General features: G+C 64.1%; 22 protein-coding genes. 5 read left to right on the plus strand and 17 right to left on the minus strand.

Annotated features, from left to right (window positions below; all coding sequences use genetic code 11):
* Positions 1–26: 26 nt before the first annotated feature.
* From IVB01_RS34840 to IVB01_RS34850, 3 genes are all read right to left on the minus strand, one after another.
* Positions 27–527, minus strand: coding sequence for a hypothetical protein (locus IVB01_RS34840; RefSeq protein WP_247277713.1), 501 nt, complete (start codon positions 525–527; stop codon positions 27–29).
* Positions 524–1,135, minus strand: coding sequence for a permease (locus tag IVB01_RS34845; protein ID WP_247277714.1), 612 nt, complete (start codon positions 1,133–1,135; stop codon positions 524–526). Before IVB01_RS34845 ends, IVB01_RS34840 begins: the two co-directional genes overlap by 4 nt.
* Positions 1,136–1,371: 236 nt before the next feature.
* The gene (locus IVB01_RS34850) at positions 1,372–1,968 is read right to left on the minus strand and encodes a superoxide dismutase (protein ID WP_247277715.1); all 597 of its coding nucleotides are present in this window, start codon (positions 1,966–1,968) and stop codon (positions 1,372–1,374) included.
* Between the two features lie 239 nt (positions 1,969–2,207).
* Here IVB01_RS34850 and IVB01_RS34855 point away from each other — a divergent pair, with 239 nt between their 5' ends.
* From IVB01_RS34855 to IVB01_RS34865, 3 genes are all read left to right on the plus strand, one after another.
* Positions 2,208–2,735 carry a GNAT family N-acetyltransferase gene (locus IVB01_RS34855; protein ID WP_247277716.1) on the plus strand — a complete coding sequence of 176 codons (528 nt, stop codon included), beginning with the start codon at positions 2,208–2,210 and terminating at the stop codon, positions 2,733–2,735.
* A gap of 81 nt (positions 2,736–2,816) precedes the next feature.
* Positions 2,817–4,202: an MATE family efflux transporter gene (locus IVB01_RS34860; protein WP_247277717.1), complete on the plus strand. Its 1,386-nt coding sequence runs from the start codon at positions 2,817–2,819 to the stop codon at positions 4,200–4,202.
* Between the two features lie 110 nt (positions 4,203–4,312).
* Entirely contained in the window at positions 4,313–4,747 is a 435-nt protein-coding gene (locus IVB01_RS34865) for a DUF2147 domain-containing protein (protein WP_247277718.1), read from the plus strand.
* Between the two features lie 4 nt (positions 4,748–4,751).
* On the opposite strand, the gene IVB01_RS34870 is transcribed toward IVB01_RS34865, so the two are convergent.
* The 12 genes from IVB01_RS34870 to IVB01_RS34925 form a co-directional block, all read right to left on the minus strand.
* Positions 4,752–5,897, minus strand: coding sequence for a DUF3095 domain-containing protein (locus IVB01_RS34870; protein ID WP_247277719.1), 1,146 nt, complete (start codon positions 5,895–5,897; stop codon positions 4,752–4,754).
* Between the two features lie 375 nt (positions 5,898–6,272).
* On the minus strand, positions 6,273–6,482 hold the full coding sequence (locus IVB01_RS34875; RefSeq protein WP_247277720.1) for a hypothetical protein: 210 nt from the start codon (positions 6,480–6,482) through the stop codon (positions 6,273–6,275).
* 125 nt (positions 6,483–6,607) lie between these two features.
* Complete coding sequence (locus tag IVB01_RS34880; RefSeq protein ID WP_247277721.1) at positions 6,608–7,330, minus strand: SDR family NAD(P)-dependent oxidoreductase; 723 nt, start codon at positions 7,328–7,330, stop codon at positions 6,608–6,610.
* Complete coding sequence (locus IVB01_RS34885; RefSeq protein WP_247277722.1) at positions 7,323–8,705, minus strand: fatty acid--CoA ligase family protein; 1,383 nt, start codon at positions 8,703–8,705, stop codon at positions 7,323–7,325. Before IVB01_RS34885 ends, IVB01_RS34880 begins: the two co-directional genes overlap by 8 nt.
* The gene (locus IVB01_RS34890) at positions 8,692–8,937 is read right to left on the minus strand and encodes an acyl carrier protein (protein WP_247277723.1); all 246 of its coding nucleotides are present in this window, start codon (positions 8,935–8,937) and stop codon (positions 8,692–8,694) included. Before IVB01_RS34890 ends, IVB01_RS34885 begins: the two co-directional genes overlap by 14 nt.
* Before the next feature lie 146 nt (positions 8,938–9,083).
* Positions 9,084–10,898, minus strand: coding sequence for a long-chain-acyl-CoA synthetase (locus IVB01_RS34895; protein ID WP_247417157.1), 1,815 nt, complete (start codon positions 10,896–10,898; stop codon positions 9,084–9,086).
* 236 nt (positions 10,899–11,134) lie between these two features.
* On the minus strand, positions 11,135–11,404 hold the full coding sequence (locus IVB01_RS34900; RefSeq protein WP_247277725.1) for a DUF3551 domain-containing protein: 270 nt from the start codon (positions 11,402–11,404) through the stop codon (positions 11,135–11,137).
* Between the two features lie 26 nt (positions 11,405–11,430).
* The gene (locus tag IVB01_RS34905) at positions 11,431–11,709 is read right to left on the minus strand and encodes a DUF3551 domain-containing protein (protein ID WP_247277726.1); all 279 of its coding nucleotides are present in this window, start codon (positions 11,707–11,709) and stop codon (positions 11,431–11,433) included.
* Positions 11,710–11,826: 117 nt separating this feature from the next.
* On the minus strand, positions 11,827–13,704 hold the full coding sequence (gene htpG / locus IVB01_RS34910; protein WP_247277727.1) for a molecular chaperone HtpG: 1,878 nt from the start codon (positions 13,702–13,704) through the stop codon (positions 11,827–11,829).
* Positions 13,705–13,818: 114 nt separating this feature from the next.
* Positions 13,819–14,253 carry a hypothetical protein gene (locus IVB01_RS34915; protein WP_247277728.1) on the minus strand — a complete coding sequence of 145 codons (435 nt, stop codon included), beginning with the start codon at positions 14,251–14,253 and terminating at the stop codon, positions 13,819–13,821.
* Positions 14,254–14,518: 265 nt separating this feature from the next.
* On the minus strand, positions 14,519–15,118 hold the full coding sequence (locus IVB01_RS34920) for a nuclear transport factor 2 family protein (RefSeq protein WP_247277729.1): 600 nt from the start codon (positions 15,116–15,118) through the stop codon (positions 14,519–14,521).
* Between the two features lie 136 nt (positions 15,119–15,254).
* Entirely contained in the window at positions 15,255–16,061 is an 807-nt protein-coding gene (locus tag IVB01_RS34925) for a response regulator (protein ID WP_247277730.1), read from the minus strand.
* Between the two features lie 229 nt (positions 16,062–16,290).
* Here IVB01_RS34925 and IVB01_RS34930 point away from each other — a divergent pair, with 229 nt between their 5' ends.
* Complete coding sequence (locus IVB01_RS34930) at positions 16,291–16,524, plus strand: NepR family anti-sigma factor (RefSeq protein ID WP_247277731.1); 234 nt, start codon at positions 16,291–16,293, stop codon at positions 16,522–16,524.
* Positions 16,524–17,072 carry a sigma-70 family RNA polymerase sigma factor gene (locus IVB01_RS34935; protein ID WP_008543571.1) on the plus strand — a complete coding sequence of 183 codons (549 nt, stop codon included), beginning with the start codon at positions 16,524–16,526 and terminating at the stop codon, positions 17,070–17,072. Before IVB01_RS34930 ends, IVB01_RS34935 begins: the two co-directional genes overlap by 1 nt.
* Before the next feature lie 90 nt (positions 17,073–17,162).
* Here the strand turns inward: IVB01_RS34935 and IVB01_RS34940 are convergent, their stop codons facing one another.
* Positions 17,163–17,861, minus strand: coding sequence for a nitroreductase (locus IVB01_RS34940; protein ID WP_247277732.1), 699 nt, complete (start codon positions 17,859–17,861; stop codon positions 17,163–17,165).
* Positions 17,862–17,998: 137 nt separating this feature from the next.
* A complete protein-coding gene (locus IVB01_RS34945; protein WP_247277733.1) occupies positions 17,999–19,243 on the minus strand; it encodes an acyl-CoA dehydrogenase in 1,245 nt (414 codons plus the stop codon).
* Between the last annotated feature and the right edge of the window lie 95 nt (positions 19,244–19,338).

The following is a 19,338-nucleotide window of genomic DNA, read 5'->3' on the forward strand; positions in this document are numbered from 1 at the left end:
TAACATTGCGTCTGTCCACGCCGGGCTCAAGGCTTGCCGATCAGCATGGCGATGGCGGCCGCCACGAACGGGAACGGCACCGATACGGCGCAGCGGAACCAGACGAAACGAGCCGGCATGAATGGGATCTCCCACAGGATCACCCGCTGGAACGCGAACAGGGCCCAGGCGACGACATAGGCAACCACCTGGGGCACCCCGCCGCCCGACTTCAGCGCCACCGTGCCGATGGAGAAGCCGATGACAGGTCCGCCCGGCGTGGCGGCACCGGCGACCACGGCGGACGCGACCCCGAGCCATCCGCTGTCCGGCCCGAGCCACCCGGTGATCACCTGCTGCGGGATGATGGCGGCGATGTAGCCGGAGCCGATCACCCCCAGCGCGATCCGCGGCACGATGTTGATGAAGTCCAGCGAGCCTTCGCGCAGCGAAGCGCTGAACACGGCAGGGCCGCGGCCGAAGGCGATCAGGCCGACGCCGAACACCGAACTCCACAACAAGATGTCGATCAGAAGCGCGGCGCTCACGTCTCGTCATCCTTCGTCATCGGCTTCGGATAGAGCCGGACATAGACGAAGCGGCCGAGCGCGCCGGCGAGCACCGGCAGCGGCAGCGAGATCACGATCCGCCACAGCGTGAAATCGGTGCCCATGATCGGGATTTCCCATGCCACCGCCCGACCGTAGCCGATCAGGGTCCAGCTCACGACCATGGCGATGGTGGCTCCGAAATCGGCGCCGACCGCGAGCAGCGCGCTCGCGACCGGATAGGCGGTGAAGGGACCGCCCGGCAGGATCGCGCCGAAGGCGGTGCCGATCAGAAGCCCCATCAGGCCGGATTTCGGCCCGAGCGAGCGCGAGACCTTTTCGTGCGGCAGGATCTCCGAGATGAACGCACCGAGCAGACAGCCGGCCAGCACGCGCGGCAGGATGCCGCCGAACAGCGAAAGGTCGTGGGTGAGAATGTCGAGAACACCGCCCGTGCCGTCACGCCGCCAGACCAGAGCGGCGCTCACCGCCACCAGGACCGCGATGATGATGGTCGACCAGCCGATCGGCTTGCGCACACGCCCAGGCCGCGGCTCGGAGTCCGCGTCCTCGGCAGACGCCGGGTCTTTCGGGGAAGGTTCTGACAAACGGGCTTGGGTCGGATCGAGGGGATGCCCGTCCTGATTAAGCGCGCCGGCGATGTGATGCAAACGGTGTGATGACACACCCATGCGCGCACCGCGCAAGGCAATTCCGCATAGCAAAAAGGCGGCCGCAGACGACCGCCTTGTCTGTCATTCCGGGACGCACGAAGTGCGAACCCGGAATCTCGAGATTCCGGGTCTGGTGCTGGCGCACCATCCCGGAATGACGAGATGAGACCTCACGCCTTCTCGAACAGGGACTCGACGTATTCCCAGTTCACGAGGTTCTCGACGAACGCCTTGAGATAGTCCGGACGGCGGTTCCGATAGTCGATGTAGTAGGAGTGCTCCCAGACGTCGCAGCCGAGGATCGGGGTGGCGCCGTGCACCAGCGGATTCTCGCCGTTCGGGGTCTTGGAGATCTCAAGCTTGCCGTTCTTGACCTGGAGCCAGCACCAGCCGGAGCCAAACTGGCCGACGCCGGCCGCCTGGAAGTCGGTCTTGAACTTCTCGAAGCCGCCGAGGTCCTCGTTGATCTTCTTCTCGAGCTTGCCCGGCAGCTTGGTGCCGCCGCCATTGGGCTTCATCCAGCTCCAGAAATGAATGTGATTGTAGTGCTGGCCGGCATTGTTGAACACCGCGGGGTTCTTGCCGAACGAGCCCTTGACGATCTCTTCAAGGGATTGGCCTTCCCATTCGGTCCCCTTGAGCGCGTTGTTGCCGTTGGTGACGTAGGCCTGATGATGCTTGTCGTGATGATATTCCAGCGTCTCCTTCGACATGTACTGGCCGAGGGCGTCATAGGCGTAAGGGAGGGGGGGCAGCGTAAAGGTCATGGCTTCTTGTCCGCAACTGGTGGGAACGAGTTCTAACGGTCACCCCTTATAGAAGGTTCCGTGGCCGTTAAATACCGCCAATTTGCGAAAATGCGTGAGGCGGACGCTTGGCACGATTGCATAAATCGTCGCAGCACGCGGGCATTCGCGCGGCTGGGTGCCCTGGTACAAAATAACATTGCCTTTGAGGCGCTTATCCCAGAACGAATGCATCAACCGACGTTGCGAAAGAGAAAGTCATGAGCATCGAAATCGACATCCTGAACGGCGACGCCTCGTGGCCGATCGCAGAGCCGCTGCACCAGGCGGTCTGGGGCCCGCACATGGTCGCGGATAAGCCCTGGGCTCATGTCAAATGGGCCAATGCCGATCTCCGCGTGCTGATCGAAACGCCCGAGGATGGTCTCGTCTGCCATGTCGGCGTCTACTTCCGAACCGTCACCTGGAACGGGCAGAAGGTCCATGTCGGCGGCATCGGCGGCGTCTGCACCCGCGAGGACCGGCGCGGCCGCGGCTACGCGACCATGGCGATGGACGCGGCGGTGCACACCATGCGCGCCAACGAGGCGGTGCGCTTCGCGCTGCTGTTCTGCGAGCCGCACAATTTCGCGTTCTACGAGGCGCGCAGATGGCAGCCCTTCAAGGGCGAGGTCTATTGCGAACAGCCGGAGGGCCGAATCCGCTTCGACTACATGGCACCCTACGTCTTCGACATCGTCCGCGCGCCGACGCTGGGCACCATCGACCTATGCGGCCTGCCGTGGTGAGCCCTGCGTGAGCAAGGGCTGCGCCGGCCGCCTCACGCCCTATAATATGTCAACCATCATTTAACGTCCCGCCCGGTGAACATGACGATCGACGCCTCTGCAGACGCCGTCCCGCCGATTGCGCCGGTCGCCTCCCCCATCGCCAGCCTGCTGACGGCGCCGATCCTGCCGACATTGCTGCGGCTCACGATTCCCAACATGATCGCGATGGTCGGCAGCACGCTGGTTGCGATCGCCGAGACCTCCTATATCGGCCGGCTCGGCACCATCCCGCTCGCCGCGATCGCGCTGGTGTTTCCGTTCGCAATGCTGACGCAGATGATGAGCGCGGGCGCGATGGGTGGTGGCGTCTCCTCCGCGATCAGCCGCGCGCTCGGGGCGGGAGATCGCGACCGCGCCGCGACGCTCGCGCTGCATGCGGCCATCATAGGCCTCTGCGGCGGGCTGTTCTTCACGGTGATGATGCTCGTGTTCGGCCGCTCGTTCTTTGCGCTGCTCGGCGGCCGCGAGCGCGTGCTCGAGGAGGCCAGCGGCTATTCGCAGGTGCTGTTCTCCGGCGCCGTCGCGATCTGGCTCGTCAACACGCTGGCCTCGGCAATCCGCGGCACCGGCGATATGCGTCTGCCTTCGATGACGCTGATCGGGGCGAGCGTGCTCCAGGTCGCGCTCGGCGGCACCCTCGGCCTCGGCCTGTTCGGCGTGAAGCAGTTCGGCATGCCGGGCGTAGCGAGCGGCCAGCTGATCGCGTTCAGCTGCGCCGCGGTCTTTTTGCTCTGGTATCTCTTGTCCGGCCGCAGCCGATTGCAGCTCGACGTCCGCGCCTTCCATTTCGAGCGGGCGATGTTCCTGGACATTCTCAAGGTGGGCGCGGTGGCTTGCCTGTCGCCCCTCCAGACCGTGCTCACCATTCTGATCTTCACAAAAATCCTCGCGACCTTCGGCACCGAGATGCTGGCCGGCTACGGCATCGGGTCGCGGCTGGAATTCCTGCTGATCCCGATCACCTTCGCCTTCGGCATCGCATCGGTGCCGATGGTCGGCATGGCAATCGGCGCCGGACATTTGAAGCGCGCGCGGCGCGTGGCCTGGACCGCGGCGACCGCCTCCGGGCTCACGGTCGGCCTGATCGGCCTCGTGATCGCGCTCGATCCGTCGCTATGGGTCGCGCTCTTCACACGGGATCCCGGCGTAACCGCCGCTGCCTACAGCTATTTCTACTGGGCAGGTCCGGCTTTCGTGTTCTTCGGCATGGGCGTATCGTTGTATTTCTCCTCACAAGGCGCGGCGCGCGTCGGCGGGCCCGTGCTCGCCTCCACGGCGCGGCTCCTGATCGTCGCGGTCGGCGGCGTCAGCCTCATGATGGTGCAGGCGCCGGCCTGGACCTTGTTCGCTCTGGTCGGCGGCGCCATGGTCGTGTTCGGGCTGTCGACCGCCGCCTCGGTCGCCTTCGTGCGCTGGGGCAAATGAGCGCAGGCGAATAGGCGCACGCAATAAGCGCGGGAATGTGATTCTATCCAGCGTTGCACTATCCTGCCGGCCTGCTATGGGAGGCGCCTTCATTTTCGGGGGCACTCTCCATGTTCAGCAGATTCGCGCTTCCCTTCGTCGTCCTGGCTGCACTGCTTGGCGCAGCGAGCGCCCATGCGCAGAGCGCCGATGGCACTTGGCTCACCCAGGCAGGCGATGCGCGCGTGAAGATCAGCAGATGCGGCGGTGGCATCTGCGGCCACATCGTCTGGCTGCGCGAACCCTATGACACCGCGACCGGCCAGCCCGCGACCGACAGCAAGAATCCCAATCCCGCGCTCGCGAAGCGTCCGATGATCGGCCTGCCATTGTTCAGCGACATGCAGCCGTCAGCTCCGAACAAATGGTCGGGCCAGATCTACAATGCCGACGACGGCAGCACCTATGCGAGCAGCGTCACGGTGACGGGCGCGGATTCGTTGCGGGTCGAAGGCTGCGTCGGCGCACTCTGCGGCGGCGAGACCTGGACGCGCGCGGGACGCTAGCGGTTCACGCCACCATCGCCTTCAACGCCGTGGCAGCCGAGGCATAGCCGCCCCGCGCGCCGTCGATGAAATGGACGTGATCACTGCGCAGCGCCGAGGGCGTGAAGCAGGTCATCATCGCCGCGTCCTGCTGGTAGAGGCCGTAGCGCACGATGCCATCGCGCGCGGCCGCAGCGAGACGATCGCTCAGCGCGCGTTCGAGCTCGGCCGTACAGTCGAGGATCATGCGCAGTCCGTCGTCATATTTCCTGAAGTCCGAGTTCTCGACGACCTGACGCTTGTAGACGTTTGGCACGAAGCCGCCGACCTTGATGTCGAAGCGCATGATCAGATAGGCGAACAACGTGTAGGCCAGGACGGTGGCGCGGCGCACGAGCAGAGGGCCGCGGCGCTTGGTGCGGGCTTCATAATCCAGCCCCTGCGGCGGCCATTTCAGCGGCGGCCCCTGCGCCGGCACTGGACGGCCGGCATCCGGACTGCGCTCGGCGAGATGGATGACGTCCTCGATCACCTTGCGGAAAGCCAGCGGGTCAGCGCCGCGCGCCGGCATCACCAGCACCGAGAGAATCAATCCGCGTGACGCAGGCATTACCTCGAAGCGGCAGGACAGGCCGGAGAGATCGGGCTGCGTACCGTTTGGCGCTTCAGCCACCGCGAACTCGCCGCGCTTCATCGCGGCGTCCGCCCAGGCCAGGCCGCCGCCGGAGAACATCGCATAGGACAGGTTCGCCGACGGACCGAAGCGTGCGACGCGTACGTCAAGGCCCTGCGCACGGATGGCGCTGACCGGCACCAGGGCGACGCGCATCTTCAGATCGAGGTCCTCCCGTACCCAGGTCGCGGTTGCCGCCAGCGCGTCGCGGGCAAGTTCAAGATCGTGAGGCGCGACCGCAAAGCTCGCTCCGTCGCCGCCGAACACGAAAGGGAATTCGCGCCCCTCCAACGCGTTCGTCACCGCCGCGATCACGGCGGCGCCGGCCATGTTCACCGCTTTGTAGCGCTGCGCCGCGATCGCCTTGGTGGAATCGACGATGTCCGCAACGCCGATGCTCCAATTGTTCGGCAGCGGCGAATACAGCACCGGATCCATCAGGCTGGTGAAACCGCGGAAGACCGGAATGCCGCCGTAAAAGGATTCGCCTGATGTCATCGGGGGATGCCGGATGGTTGGGATGGCACGTTGAAAAACAGATACGCGGCAGGACCGATCAGGGTTCGCCGGCCGGTCTCGCCGCGACGTCCCGATCATTGGCCAAATGGAGCTGAACAACAAGCTCGCACCGCGATGCAATGTCGCACTTTGATCGACATCAACGGCGCATCGCAAATGGTGTTTACTCTTGATTTATCGAAAATGATTGCCGCGGAATCATCGAAGCGTCCGCCTTCGGCCACGAGGACGCGACCTCACCCGTACGCCGGCATACGGGCCTCGACGCAATCGCCGGTGAAGATGCCGGAAAGGCCGACCGCCGCCGTCGCCGATTGATTTGCCGAAGACCTTGATGGCACCGGACGTGAGCGGCTAGTGCAGCTTCTCGTCCTGACGCTTGCGCAAGACATCGAGAGAGGCGTCATGACAGCCGATCAGACGCACGAATTGCTGCGGATACATCTCATGGCCGTTGCCACCGAAATTCTGATGCGTCATCGGCGGACAACGGCCGTCATCGGACGTCGCGCGGGATTGCTCCGTCTGGCCCTGATTTGAAGGGGTCATGTCAGGCATGGTCATGACTGCTCCCTGTCGGTTAGGGCAGACGGATTGACGTAACCCAGCCGGTTGCGAGGCATCTTACGACCACATCCGGTGAATTGAAATTGGGCCGGATCAACTCTATGGCGGCGGCGGAGTTCCGCTTATGCCGTATTCCCCGCGTCGATCGTGAACACGGTGCCAGTGACGTTGCGCCCGCCCTCGCCGAGCAGATATTCCACCATGCGCGCGACGTCCTCGGTCTCGGGCAGGCGGCGCAGCGCGCTGCGGCCGGCGATGCGCTTGCGTCCCTCGTCGGAGAGATTGTGCGTCAGCTCGGTCTCGATGAAACCCGGCGCGATCGCGTTCACGGTGATGCCGAGCTTGCCGACCTCGCGCGCCAGCGAGCGGGTGAAGCCGGTGGCAGCGGCCTTGGTGGCGCCATAGACCGAGAGGCCGTTATAGCCGGTGGTGGCGATGATAGATGAGATGTTGATGATGCGGCCGGCGCCATCGGCCATCATCTGCCGCGCCACGTATTTGGTGAGGATAATCGGCGACAGCACGTTGAGCTGCACCAGCGCCGCGATCTCGGAATTGTGCATGGTCGCGAGCAGGCCTTCGGTGCCGAGGCCGGCATTGTTGACGAGGCCGTAGATCGGGCCGAATTCGTCGCGGACGAGCTTTGCGAACGCCGGGATCGCATCGATCACGGCGAGATCGCAGGCGCGGAAATGCAGGCGTCCTTCGGACCCGGCGATCCCGGCCTTGAGCTCCTCGCTCTCGCGCCGTGCGGCCGCAATCACGTTGAAGCCGGCGCCGGCGAGGCGCCTTGCAATCGCAAGGCCGATGCCGCGGCTGCCGCCGGTGACTAGAACGTTATGCATCGGTGCGCGCCAGTTTGCCGGCCGGAGTGACATCGAGCGCCTCGACGAAGCGGATGACCGCCGGCACCTTGTGTGAGGCGAGTTGCGCGCGGCACTGATCCAGAATCTGGTCGCGGATCTCTTTCGTGCGCGCAGGATCGCAGCCGTCGGCGAGAATCACGTCGGCGACAACGATGCCGCCGGTGATCGGACTGCGGCGGGATTTGGCCCGTGACATCCGCACGTCGGGATGGCGGTTGATCACCGCCTCGATCTCCTCGGGGTGAACCTTCAGCCCGCCGATATTGATGATGCCGCCGCGGCGGCCGATGAAATAATAGCGATCGCCGCGCAACTCGACGATGTCGCCGCTGTCGACAAACCCATCCGCGTCGGTGAGCGCGGCAGCGTCGCGGCCAATGTAAGCATGTGCGGTGCGCGTCGAGCGAATGCGCAGCGAGCCGTCGACCACCTTCATCTCGACACCATTGCGGTTGCCGAGATAGTTGGCGGGAAAGCCCTCAAGCCCGTCATTGACAGCAAAGCCGACGCCGGCCTCGGTCGAGGCATAGGCATGACCGACCGAGGCATTGGGAAATGCCGCCTTCAGGCCGTCCAGCACCGCCTGATCGGCGATCTCGCCGGAGAGACGGACGTAGGCCGGCGCGAACTGTGCCGCCGAGCCGCTCATCAGGAGCTTGCGCCAGTGCGAGGGCGTGCCGGAAATATGCGATACGCCGCGCGCGTTCAGCCGCACGACGTGATCGGCCAACGCCTCATGCGGATCCGACAGCACCATGGAGCCGCCGGAGAGGATGGCGCGGAGGAAGATTTGCAGGCCGCCATAGCGGCGGATGTCGTAAAACGTCGCCCATACCGGCGCGGGCCCGCGCGGCGGACCTTCGGCGACGATCGCGCCGGTGAGAGCTTCCAGCGTGTGGCCGACGATCTTTGGCACGCCCGAGGTGCCCGAGGTGAGCATCAGCCATTCCGTGGCACGTTCGGTCTTCGCCGGCGCGGCCGCTTCGAGCGGCAATTGCGCCGTGACGATGAGCGCGACACCGGTGTTGGTCCAGCCATCGTCGTCGTCGGTGACGACAGCATCGATCCCGGCATCCGCGATCAACGTGTCGAGATACGCCGGCTTGAGATCGGGTGGGCATAACAGCATGCGACGGGCAATGCCGTCGAGCTCGATCATGGCAAGGCCGGACCGGAGCTGGTCGGATAGCTTGAGGAGCACGCAGCGGCCGGACAATTCGCGCAGACAGCCACCCAGGACCGTGTGCGACAGGATGTCCGTCAGCGACACAACATGGTGCGCGTCCGAGAGCGTGCGGCCCTTCAGCTCCGCGCCGAGATGGTCGCGAAGCGCAAAGATCTCACGCGGGGACATTTTCGTAGGCCCGCACGAAATCGCCGACGGTCGCGGGGAACGATGCGTCCTCGGAAATGGTGAAGGGGTCGACGCCGGTCTCGTCTTCGAGGCGCGCAACCAAGATCGCGAAGGCGAGCGAGTCGAAGCCCGTCTCGTGCAGGGACAGATCGTCCGAGAGTGCGGGAAGCGTGACGTGCTGCTCCTTGGCGATCTGCTGGATCGCTTCAATGACCTTAGACCTTACCGACATGGCTGGCTCGCTTGTTGTTATCGATTGTTCGCGTTGCGGCGGCTCTTGCTGACCGCCTCCCCATGACCGCCTGTGTACCCGACAGAAGTAAATGGCTTCTTGGACAATTCAGATAAAATTGGACCTATCTGCGCATTTTCGCAGCGTTACAGCCTGATCGTGCCGTCCACGATTTGCGCATGGGCCTCGGCGTCGAGCGCGACATAGGCGCCGGATTTCGGGTCCAGCATGAACAGCGGATCTGCTATCGCGTCCGGATCGAAGCCTTCGCGCGCGAGGTCGCCCTTCTTCTGCTTGAAGGTCTCGGTCGCGTCGATCTCGCAGCAGATACGGATGAAAACGGGGCAGGCATAGGCCGGCAGGCGCTGTCCCAGATGCGCGGGCAGCGCGGCGATGTCAAAGCCCTCGTTCACGACAAGCGCGCTCATGCCGGCGCGACCGTCAGTGCCGGGGATGCTGACACCGTAGGTGGTAGCATCAATCACGCCGGTGAAATCGCGCACGGCATCGTTCACCTCCGACGCCGCGACGTTCTCGCCCTTCCAGCGGAAGGTGTCGCCGATGCGGTCGACGAAGTGGAAGAAGCCCTTGTCGTCGAGCCGCATCAGGTCGCCGGTGCGGAACCAGGCATCGCCCCGGGCAAAGACGTCGCGCAGGATCTTCTTCTCGGTCTCGCCCGCGTCGGTATAGCCCTCGAAACGGCCGCCGCCCTGGTCCGCGGTACCGATGCGGCCGATCGCTTCACCGGCCTCACCGCGGGCGCAGGCGATGCAAAAGCCTTCTTCGTTGCGTAACGGCGCGCCGCTGTCGGAGTCGAGCTTGATGAGGCTCGCGGGAAAGCGGTGCGCGAGCAGCGGTGGAATGCGGCCGATCGCGCCGGGCTGCCCCTCGACGTTGAACAGCGAGAAATTGCCTTCGGTCGCCGCATAGAATTCGAGGATGCGGGGAATGGAAAAGCGCGCCTGAAAGTCTTCCCAGATGTCGCCACGCAGGCCGTTGCCACAGACGAGCCGCAGACGATGCGCGTTCTCATATTCCGACGGCGGCGCCTTGAGCAGATAGCGGCAGAGCTCGCCGATGTACTGGAACAGCGTGCAGTCATGCCGGACGATGTCGGACCAGAAATGCGAAGCCGAAAACTTTTCCGCAATCACCACCGACCCGCCGGCAGCCAGCATGCTGCAGGGCGCGACAATGCCGCCGACCGAGTGGAACAGCGGCAGGCAATCGTAGAGCCGGTCCTGCGGCGTCGCCCCGGTGAGGCCGGCGAACCAAAAGCCCCAGTTGAGGATGCGGCGGTGGCTGATGCTGGCGGCCTTCGGGAGGCCGGTGGTGCCCGAGGTATAGATCAGCAGCGCGCGGTCATCGATGGCGACGTTGCCATATTCGTCCGGCGAGAGCGCTCCATCGTCGAGCGCGGCCAGCGCCACGTCGATCGCGCGTTCGCCGCGGGCATCGCCATGGGTCCAGACTTTTGCTTCGGTCTTCAGATACGGCGCGGCGCTGTCCAGCATCCCCGTCAGCTTATGCGCAACGATGACATGCGACGGCTTTGCGACATCGATGCAATGCGCGAGCGATTGCCCAACGAGTTTGGTGTTGATCAACGCGGCCACGCCGCCGACACGGCTGATGCCGAGCCAGGCCGCGACATAGTCGATGCCGTTCGGCATGATCAGAGCAACGGTGTCGTCCTTGGCAATCCCAGCCGAGCGCGCCCAGCGCGCATAGCGGTTGATCCTCTTCGACAGGCCTTCGTAGTCGAGAGTGGCCTCGTCCATGACCAGCGCTGCGCGATCGGGCTGGCGTCGCGCCCAATCGTCGACGACGTCAGCGAACAGACGGCCCGGCAAAGTCTCGATCCGCGCGGTGAGCTCGATCGCCTTCAGCCAGATTTTCGAAGCCGAGGGCGCGCGCGCGACTTTCGGTTGCTCAATGACACTGGTGGTCATGCCGTTCATTCTCTCAGGCCGTGTGTGCTGATCCAGCAGCTTAGACCTGCGAGCCTGCCCAGATGTTAAGAGACAGGGTAAACCCGGTTAGTACGGGATTAACGCTGGTGACCCTTGGTCAAGCCGGAGGGATCGGCGGCATGCCGATGGCCGAGACGATCGCTGGCGCAGGTGGTGGAGTTGCCGGGGTTCAGGAAGGGGTAGCGGTAAGCCCCAGGCGAGGCGGAGCGGCAATCCGCCCGGCCTTAACCGTTTAGCCTGTAACGCGGGCGCGAGGCCGGGGCGTTGACGGGATAGTACGGATTAAGGTCGCAGGTCGCGGCGCGGCCCGACGCCGTGGCGCGGCACTGCGGTACCGAGATGAACGAACAGTCGTACCACTCCCCGCCCCCGCCGTTCGCGCCGGAATAGACGTGCATGCAGATGGGATAGCGGGGGTCGAAAGTCTGCGCATGCAGCGGCGCGGCCGCCAGCATGGCACCGAAAGTCATGATCAGGCCGAGTGAGTGGCGCATGAAGACAGTCCTCAGAAGTCGCAGCGCTAGTGCACCTTCTTGTGGCGGCGGCGCGGCGGCGGCGGTTCATCGAAGGCGTAATAGGGATTGACGTCGCAGCTGGCCGAGCGGCCCGACGCCGTGGCGCGGCATTGCGGCAGCGAGGTGAACGAGCAGTCGAAATAGTCACCGCCGCCACCGGTGAAGCCGCCGGGCGTATAGACGTGCATGCACACCGGGTATCGCGGATCATAGGTCTGGGCGCTGGCATCTGACGCGCCCAGCACCGTGAAGACCGCGATGAGCATCAAGATTGACAGACGCATGGCGAAACCTCGAATTGGTCAGGCGCCGGCGCGGATGCCAGCCGCCTCATATGGCATAACACCACGCAAGAGGCGACTGTTCCCAGGGACAGATGACGGCAAGGTGAGTGGAGCAAACTAGCCGCCGAGCCCCTGCAGCACGAGGCGGTTGAGCCTCGCCGCAAACGCCGCCGGATCTTCCGGCAATTCGCCATCCAGGATCTGCGCCTGTTCGAGCAGGAGGAGACTGAGATCATCGACCACCTTCGAGCCCGCCTGCGCCTTGGTGATCGCGCCCACCATCGGATGGCGCAGATTGATCTCGAGGATCGGCTTGGTCTTCATGCCGCGATTCTGCTGCGCCAGGATGCGCTCCAGTTCGCGACTCGGACCCCGGCTGTCGGCGACGAGACACGAGGCCGAGCTGGTGAGCCGCGTCGAGGCCTTGACGTCGCTGACGCGCTCCCCGAGGGCGGCCTTGATCACCGCGATAGTGGCGGCTTCATCCGCCTCAGGCTCATCCTTTTTCGCCTCGTCCTTGTCGTCGACGCGCGGGATCAGGTCGAGGTTGAGATCGCCCTGGCTCAGCGATTTCAGCGGCTTGCCCTCGAATTCCGAGGGCATCGAGGTCCAGAAGGCATCGACGGGATCGGACAGCAGCAGCACCTCGATGCCGCGCGCGGTCGCGGCCTCAAGCCGCGGATTGGACTTCAACCGCTCGATGCTGTCGCCGACGAGATAGTAGATCTCGGTCTGGTTCGACTTGAAATCGGCGATCACCTGCTTCAGCGACCGCTTCTCACCCGACGTCGTGGTAAAGCGCGACAGCGCCAGCAGCTTTTCACGACGTTCGAAATCCTCGTAGATGCCTTCCTTCAGCACGGCGCCAAAGGCATCCCAGATCTTGGCGAAATTCTCCGGATCCTTCTCGGCGAGGCTTTCGAGCTCGGACACGACGCGAGTCGCCACGGCTTTGCGAATCTGCGCGAGCTGCGGATTGTTCTGGAGCATCTCGCGGGAGATGTTGAGCGGGAGATCCTCGCTGTCGACGACGCCGCGGATGAAGCGGAGATAGCCCGGCAACAGATCGGCATCATCGGTGATGAAGACGCGGCGGACGTAAAGCTTGACGCGGCCCTTGCGGTTCGGCTCGAACAGGTCGAACGGTTTCGTCGACGGCGCGAACAGCAGCACGGCGTAGGAATAACGGCCTTCGGCGCGGTAATGCAGCGTCACCGCGGGATCATCGAAGGCGGAGGCGATCTGCTGATAGGCCTTCTTGTAGTCGTCTGCGGTCAGCTCGGATTTCGAGCGCTGCCACAGCGCGCTTGCCGAATTGATCTGGCGCGGCTCGCCCTCACCAGGCACGAGCTCGATGGGAAACAGGATGTTGTCGGAATAGGCACCGACGATGCGCTCGATCTCGTAGGTCTCGAGGTATTTTTTCGCGTCTTCCTTCAGGTGCAGGACGATCTCGGTGCCGCGCGCCACGCGTGCCGCGTCCTCGTCACTGGCACGGGCGATCTCGAACCCGGAGCCGCCGGAGGACGTCCAGCTCCAGACGTCACTCTCACCGGCACGGCGGCTGATCACGACGATCTTCTCGGCGACCATGAAGGCGGAATAGAAGCCGACACCGAACTGACCGATCAGGCCAAGGCCGTCCTTGGCTTCCTTCAGCTTCGACACGAACGCCTTGGTGCCGGAGCGGGCGATGGTGCCGAGATGATCGATCAGCTCCTGTCGCTCCATGCCGATGCCATTGTCCGCCACCGTGAGCGTTCCGGCTGTCTTGTTCGGGATGATGCGGATCTTGAGCGCCTCGCCGTCACCCAGCAGCGCCGGATTTGCGATCGCCTCGTAGCGCAGCTTGTCGCAGGCATCGGAGGCATTGGAAATGAGTTCGCGGAGGAAGATATCGGTTTCCGAATAAACGGAGTGCACCATGAGGTGCAGCAGTTCGGAAACTTCGGCCTGGAAAGGCTGCGTATGCACAGCCGTATCTGACGTCGTCATGCGCTTACCCGGTCAAATCAAAGGGAGGAACCCGGATATAGCGCGACGACACGGCGGATCAAGAGGATGTGATGGGGCGCGGCAGAGCCTGCCTTGACTGGACGAATGCCCAGATCAGGTCACGCAGCGGCCGGGCTGGAGCAGCTTGGCGATCTCGGTCAGAGAGCTGACCATCGGCTCGCAGGCGATCGTCGGCTTGCTGCGGGCCTTCTGCAGGGTCTGATTCTGGTTTTGGAGCAGCACCGGCGGCTTCGCATTGCCGGTCTCGATCACCGCCGGCACCCGCAGCAGCACCGACGTATCGGCAAGGTCATTCAGTCGCATCGACACGGTTCGGGTCGGAACCGGTGCCGGTTTGATCTCGCCAAGGCGGTCGGCCTTGCCGGTTCGGTTGACGTTGTGGCTTGGCGCGTAGTTGGTGCTGTGACTGGGAATATCGGCGACCGCCTGCCAACGGTCGGCCAGATCGTGGCCGGAGGCCAATTGCACCGCGCCCAGCGTCGCGGCAATTGCGACGGCGCCTAAAAATGCCTTTTGAGTCTGTGACATGGCTGTCGATCCCTCGCCCCATGGCGATCGCGGGAACAACGCTGACCAAGGATCAGGGGTTCTCGGGCGTCACGATCACTTAACCGTGTGCGAAAAAGTCGCCGGCCGCGCAAAATATTTTGCAAGGCGTGGAACGACTTTCGCGGGCAGGAGTCGTCTCAGCAGCCGGCTATTCCCCCCTGCCCCATAAGCCGGCGACGTAGGGCGCGACTGTGGTGATGCCAGTCGCGCCTTACTTTTGTCTGGGGCTCACTTTTGCTTCGCGTTATTTGGCCATCCCCGCCAGCCAGTCCCGCCCTTCACCATAGAGCTTCTCGACTTCAGGCCCGGTGAGGCCCGGCATGTCGCGCTTGACCTTGTAGCCGATCAGCTCCTGCATGTAGGCGAGGTGGCGATAGCCTTCGGGAAGCGCGGCGAGCGCTTTCTGGTCGAGCTGAAGCGGCGCGGCGGGATCGACCGGATCGATCCGGTCCTTCTCGTAGATCGGCTGGCGGCGGACAATCCCCCATTCGCCCTGCCGCTTCTCCAGGAAATCGTAGAAGCGTCCGGTGCAGACGACGTCGCAGAGCACGTCGTGCACCAGGGCACGCTGCGAGATCGTCATCTTGGTTTGGGCGATGGCCCGGTCGCCCTCGAGGTCGATGCTGGTGCCGCCGAGGAAATGCAGGATGCGCACGCCCTTGGCGAACCCCTCCTGGCTGACGCGCATGAAATCCCGCGCCGGCCCCTGAAACCAGGTGGCGGACATCCAGCCTTCATCATGCCAGACGGTGGCAAAGCGCTCCCAGTCGCCGGCGTCGCGCCACACCGCCCAGTTCTCGACGAGGTCGCGGATGGCGAGGCGATCGAGGAGTTGCTGGTCCATGTGCACGCTTCCGAGGGAAGTCCGATGCACGAGGTATGAGCGGCCAATTCGACGCCCGTCAAGCCGTGGCATGCAAACACTGAGAATCCGGCGTGCCTTTGCAGCACGCCGGATCAATCTTGCGCGGGAGCCTCTATCAGGCCGCCGGCGCCTTTGGCGTGCGGTTGCGCGAATTGCGCTGGAAGAACAGCGCCTGGCTCGCCACCGCAGACACCATCGCCGGCTGGAACGGTTTTGAGATCAGGAACGCGGGCTCGGGGCGCTCGCCTGTGAGGAATCGCTCGGGGTACGCGGTAATGAACACCACCGGCACCTCGAAGGTGCGGAGCAGCTCGTTGACGGCGTCCAGGCCGGACGAACCGTCGGCGAGCTGGATGTCGGCGAGGATCAGGCCGGGCCGCTTGTTCTTGGCCAGCGCCACCGCATCGGCATGGGTGCGCGCGACGCCGACGACGTTGTGGCCGAGATTCTTCACCAGGCTCTCGAGGTCCATGGCAATGAAGGTCTCGTCCTCGATGATCAGCACGTCGGTGGCGATCTCGGCCGCCATCTCGCGTCCAGCAGCGTCCGCAAGCCGCCGCGTCTCGCTCACGTCGGTGCCGAGGATGAAGGCGACTTCCTCTTCCGAAAAGCCCTCGAGCGAGAGCAGCAGGAAGGCCTGCCGTGGCAGGGGTGTGATGTTCGACAGCCGCCGCTCCGGCGGCATCGGCAGTGTCGTCACCTCGGCATCATCGTTGACGGAGACCGAATTCCAGATCTGGGTGAACAGCCGGAACAGGCCGGCGCGCGGCCCATGGCTTTCGTCGAGCACCGACGGATCGCCAAGCATGGCTTCCAACATGGCCGCGACATAGGCGTCACCGGAGGCCTGGCTGCCCGTCAGGGCGCGTGCATACCGGCGCAACAGCGGCAAGTGTTCAGCAACGAGCTGTGAACGGGACATCCCCACTCCATTCATCTTCGGGCCAGCCTTGAGGTCACCCTTAGGTCAGGCGTTACGCGGGGGGCCCGGGTTCCCCTGCTCGGCTGTTTACGCCTCAGCTTCAGAAAAGTTCCGCATTGCGCGGAACTTTTTCTCGCAGCTCGCATTGTGCCTATCCAGGGAACGGCTCCCGGTTGAGAAAATTTCTCGATTTTACAGTCACTTAACTCGGGGAAACGTGGAACAGGTCATGAAAGATCTCAAGTCTCAAGCCAGCAAAAGCACGACCCCCGGCAAGGGAGGGCTCACTCCGGAGATCCAATCCCGGATCGGGCATCAGCTGCGCGCCATGTACGACGATGTGGTGCGGCAGGGGGTTCCGGATCGGTTCGCTGAACTGATCAAGAAGCTTGATGCACAAGGAGCGACTTCCCAAGTGGAAAATGAGGGCGGATCCAACGACAACAGCAATGGGAGGGATTAATGCCTCTCACCGACTCCCTGCGTAACGACATCCTGGCGGCCGTGCCGAGTCTGCGCGCGTTCGCGATCTCGCTCAGCGGCAATGCGGACCGCGCTGACGATTTGGTGCAGGAGACACTGCTTCGCGCGCTCGCCAACATCGATTCGTTCCAGCCTGGCTCCAACCTGCCGGCGTGGTTGTTCACGATCCTGCGCAACCTGTTCCGCTCCGACTATCGCAAGCGGCGGCGGGAGGTCGAGGACGCCGAAGGCAACTACGCCAAGACGCTGAAGACGCAACCGTCACAAAATGCGCATCTCGAGTTCGAGGAGTTTCGTACGGCGCTCGACAAGCTTCCACAGGACCAACGTGAAGCGCTGATCCTGGTCGGCGCCTCCGGCTTCTCCTACGAGGATGCGGCCTCGATCTGCGGCTGTGCCGTCGGCACCATCAAGAGCCGCGTCAACCGCGCCCGCTCGAAGCTCGCCGCGCTGCTCTATGTCGAGGGCGCCGAGGACTTTGGGCCCGACGAGACCGTGCGGGCCGTGATCGGCGGCAGCGGCGGCTGACGGCGGCGTCAACTGGGTGAGACAGACAAAGGCGGCCGCTTCCGCGGCCGCCTTTGTGCGTCGCCGATGGTGCCAAGCTCGCAGCGCCGATCACTCGTCCACGAAGATCACGCTATCGGCCACACTCGCCCGCGAGGTGCGGTAGCTGTTGACCTTGTGCGCGTGGTCGGCATAGCCGAACGAGATGCCGCAGACGATCCGGCGATCGTCGGGCAGGCTGAAGTGGCGGCGGATCAGACCGGAATGGCGTGCCAGCGCCGCCTGCGGAATGGTGCCGAGCCCAAGCGCCTGCGCGGCCAGCATGAAGTTGGAGACATAGGCGCCGCAATCGATCGCGCCATAGATGCCGAGCGGCTCGTTGGTGTGAATGATCGCGACATGCGGCGCGCCGAAGAAATTGTAGTTCTCCAGTGCCTGCCTGGCATAGGCCGCCTTGTCGCCGCGGGCGATGCCGAGCGTGTTGTAGAGCTGAAAGCCGCTTTCGCGCCGGCGTTCGAGATAGACCCCGACATATTCGCGCGGCGGGGTGAAATCGTAATCGTCGCCAAGACCGCCGGAGGCTTCCGTGTAGATCGCCTGGCGAAAGCGCTCCTTGGCCGCGCCGCTGGCGATGACAACCTGCCAGGGCTGGCTGTTGCACCAGGACGCCGTGCGCTGCGCCGTCTTCAGCACGTGTTCGATCGTGGCGCGGTCGACTTCCTTGGGGAGGAAAGCGCGAACGGAGTAGCGCTCGTTGAGCAGCTCTTCAAGCACGCCGATGCGGTCGGTTTGTTTCACTTGTGCGTCCATGGATCAGCTCGCGTTGTCCTCGTAGGGTGGCAAAGGCGCGATAGCGCCCTGCCCACCGGCAAACTTACCCCTGAGCATCTGCATAGGGTGGGCACGCTTCGCTTGGCCCATCCTACGAGATACCGCGAGGCGTGAGATCACCGTCCCTTGGTCGGGATCTTGTTGTACGGCACATCCTTGTCGACGCGGATGTCGCCCGGCAGACCTAGCACCCGCTCGGCGATGATGTTGCGCAAAATCTCGTCGGTGCCGCCGGCGATGCGCATCGAGGGCGAGGACAGCAGCATTTGCTGGAACTGGCCCTGCACCGTCTCCTCGTCGCTGCCTGTCAGAACACCGGCTGCGCCCTGGAGGTCCATGGCGTAGGTCGCGATGTCCTGGAGCATCATGCCCGAGACCAGCTTGCCGATCGAATTCTCCGGGCCCGGTCGCTCGCCCTTCGACAGCGCCGAGATCGCGCGGTAGCTGGTGTATTTCAGCCCGCTCGCCTTCACGGCCCAACTGGCGAGCTTCGAACGCACGGCGGGATCGTCGATCGCAAGCCCGTCCTCCAGCATCAGATTCGAGCAGAACTCGAATATCTCAGGCACGCCGGTTGCGAGCCGCGCACCGATCGACATGCGCTCGTTCATCAGCGTGGTCAGCGATACGCTCCAACCCTCGCCGACAGCGCCGAGGCGCTGGCTGTCGGGGATCACGACGTCGGTGAAATAGACCTCGTTGAACTCCTGCATGCCGTTGGCCTGCTTGATCGGGCGCACCTCGACGCCCGGGCTCTTCATGTCCAGGACGAACATGGTGAGGCCCTTGTGCTTCGGCACATTCGGATCGGTGCGCGTAATCAAGAGGCCGTAGTCGGAATAATGCGCGCCCGAGGTCCAGATCTTCTGGCCATTGACGACCCAGCTATCGCCCTTCTTCTCGGCACGGGTGCGGAGGCCCGCAACGTCGGAGCCGGCCGACGGCTCCGAGAAAAGCTGGCACCAGATCTCCTCGCCAGAGGCGAGCTTCGGCAAGTATCGGCGCTTGGCATCTTCGCTGCCGAAGGCCATCACAGTCGGGCCGCACATACCTTCACCGATCTGGAAAGGTTGCGTCAGCTTGCCGTAGACGCCCTCTTCCTGTTGCCAGATGACGCGTTCGATCGGCGTCGCGCCGCGGCCGCCATATTCCTTCGGCCAGTGCAGGCAGGCCCAGCCACCTTCGGCCTTCTTCTTCTGCCAGGCCTTGCCGACATCGACGATGTCTTGCTTGGCGAGGCGGATTCGGCCGAGCGAAGATTTTGATAACTCGGCATGGAGTTCCTTCGGCGCGTTGGCCTCGACCCATTTGCGCGCGGTCTCGCGGAATGCGGCCTCTTGCGGGGTGTCGTCGAAATTCATCTTCGAACTCTCCTCTCCCTGCCCCGGACGCTGCGCAGCGCAAAGCGGTGCGCTCTCGAGCCGGGGCCCATTGTAGCTCGGGGTCCCGGCGCGGC

This window comes from Bradyrhizobium sp. 164, assembly GCF_023073715.1.
In the GTDB taxonomy this organism is placed as follows: domain Bacteria; phylum Pseudomonadota; class Alphaproteobacteria; order Rhizobiales; family Xanthobacteraceae; genus Bradyrhizobium.

Excerpts from the sequence above, each read along its gene's own strand:
- IVB01_RS34855 (WP_247277716.1), top strand. The coding sequence starts at position 2,208 with ATGAGCATCGAAATCGACATCCTGAACGGCGACGCCTCGTGGCCGATC.
- IVB01_RS34875 (WP_247277720.1), bottom strand. The coding sequence starts at position 6,482 with ATGACCATGCCTGACATGACCCCTTCAAATCAGGGCCAGACGGAGCAA.
- IVB01_RS34930 (WP_247277731.1), top strand. The coding sequence starts at position 16,291 with ATGAAAGATCTCAAGTCTCAAGCCAGCAAAAGCACGACCCCCGGCAAG.
- IVB01_RS34905 (WP_247277726.1), bottom strand. The coding sequence starts at position 11,709 with ATGCGTCTGTCAATCTTGATGCTCATCGCGGTCTTCACGGTGCTGGGC.
- IVB01_RS34925 (WP_247277730.1), bottom strand. The coding sequence starts at position 16,061 with ATGTCCCGTTCACAGCTCGTTGCTGAACACTTGCCGCTGTTGCGCCGG.
- IVB01_RS34900 (WP_247277725.1), bottom strand. The coding sequence starts at position 11,404 with ATGCGCCACTCACTCGGCCTGATCATGACTTTCGGTGCCATGCTGGCG.
- IVB01_RS34890 (WP_247277723.1), bottom strand. The coding sequence starts at position 8,937 with ATGTCGGTAAGGTCTAAGGTCATTGAAGCGATCCAGCAGATCGCCAAG.
- IVB01_RS34895 (WP_247417157.1), bottom strand. The coding sequence starts at position 10,898 with ATGAACGGCATGACCACCAGTGTCATTGAGCAACCGAAAGTCGCGCGC.
- IVB01_RS34850 (WP_247277715.1), bottom strand. The coding sequence starts at position 1,968 with ATGACCTTTACGCTGCCCCCCCTCCCTTACGCCTATGACGCCCTCGGC.
- htpG (WP_247277727.1), bottom strand. The coding sequence starts at position 13,704 with ATGACGACGTCAGATACGGCTGTGCATACGCAGCCTTTCCAGGCCGAA.
- IVB01_RS34915 (WP_247277728.1), bottom strand. The coding sequence starts at position 14,253 with ATGTCACAGACTCAAAAGGCATTTTTAGGCGCCGTCGCAATTGCCGCG.
- IVB01_RS34920 (WP_247277729.1), bottom strand. The coding sequence starts at position 15,118 with ATGGACCAGCAACTCCTCGATCGCCTCGCCATCCGCGACCTCGTCGAG.
- IVB01_RS34870 (WP_247277719.1), bottom strand. The coding sequence starts at position 5,897 with ATGACATCAGGCGAATCCTTTTACGGCGGCATTCCGGTCTTCCGCGGT.
- IVB01_RS34945 (WP_247277733.1), bottom strand. The coding sequence starts at position 19,243 with ATGAATTTCGACGACACCCCGCAAGAGGCCGCATTCCGCGAGACCGCG.
- IVB01_RS34885 (WP_247277722.1), bottom strand. The coding sequence starts at position 8,705 with ATGTCCCCGCGTGAGATCTTTGCGCTTCGCGACCATCTCGGCGCGGAG.
- IVB01_RS34860 (WP_247277717.1), top strand. The coding sequence starts at position 2,817 with ATGACGATCGACGCCTCTGCAGACGCCGTCCCGCCGATTGCGCCGGTC.
- IVB01_RS34935 (WP_008543571.1), top strand. The coding sequence starts at position 16,524 with ATGCCTCTCACCGACTCCCTGCGTAACGACATCCTGGCGGCCGTGCCG.
- IVB01_RS34880 (WP_247277721.1), bottom strand. The coding sequence starts at position 7,330 with ATGCATAACGTTCTAGTCACCGGCGGCAGCCGCGGCATCGGCCTTGCG.
- IVB01_RS34940 (WP_247277732.1), bottom strand. The coding sequence starts at position 17,861 with ATGGACGCACAAGTGAAACAAACCGACCGCATCGGCGTGCTTGAAGAG.
- IVB01_RS34865 (WP_247277718.1), top strand. The coding sequence starts at position 4,313 with ATGTTCAGCAGATTCGCGCTTCCCTTCGTCGTCCTGGCTGCACTGCTT.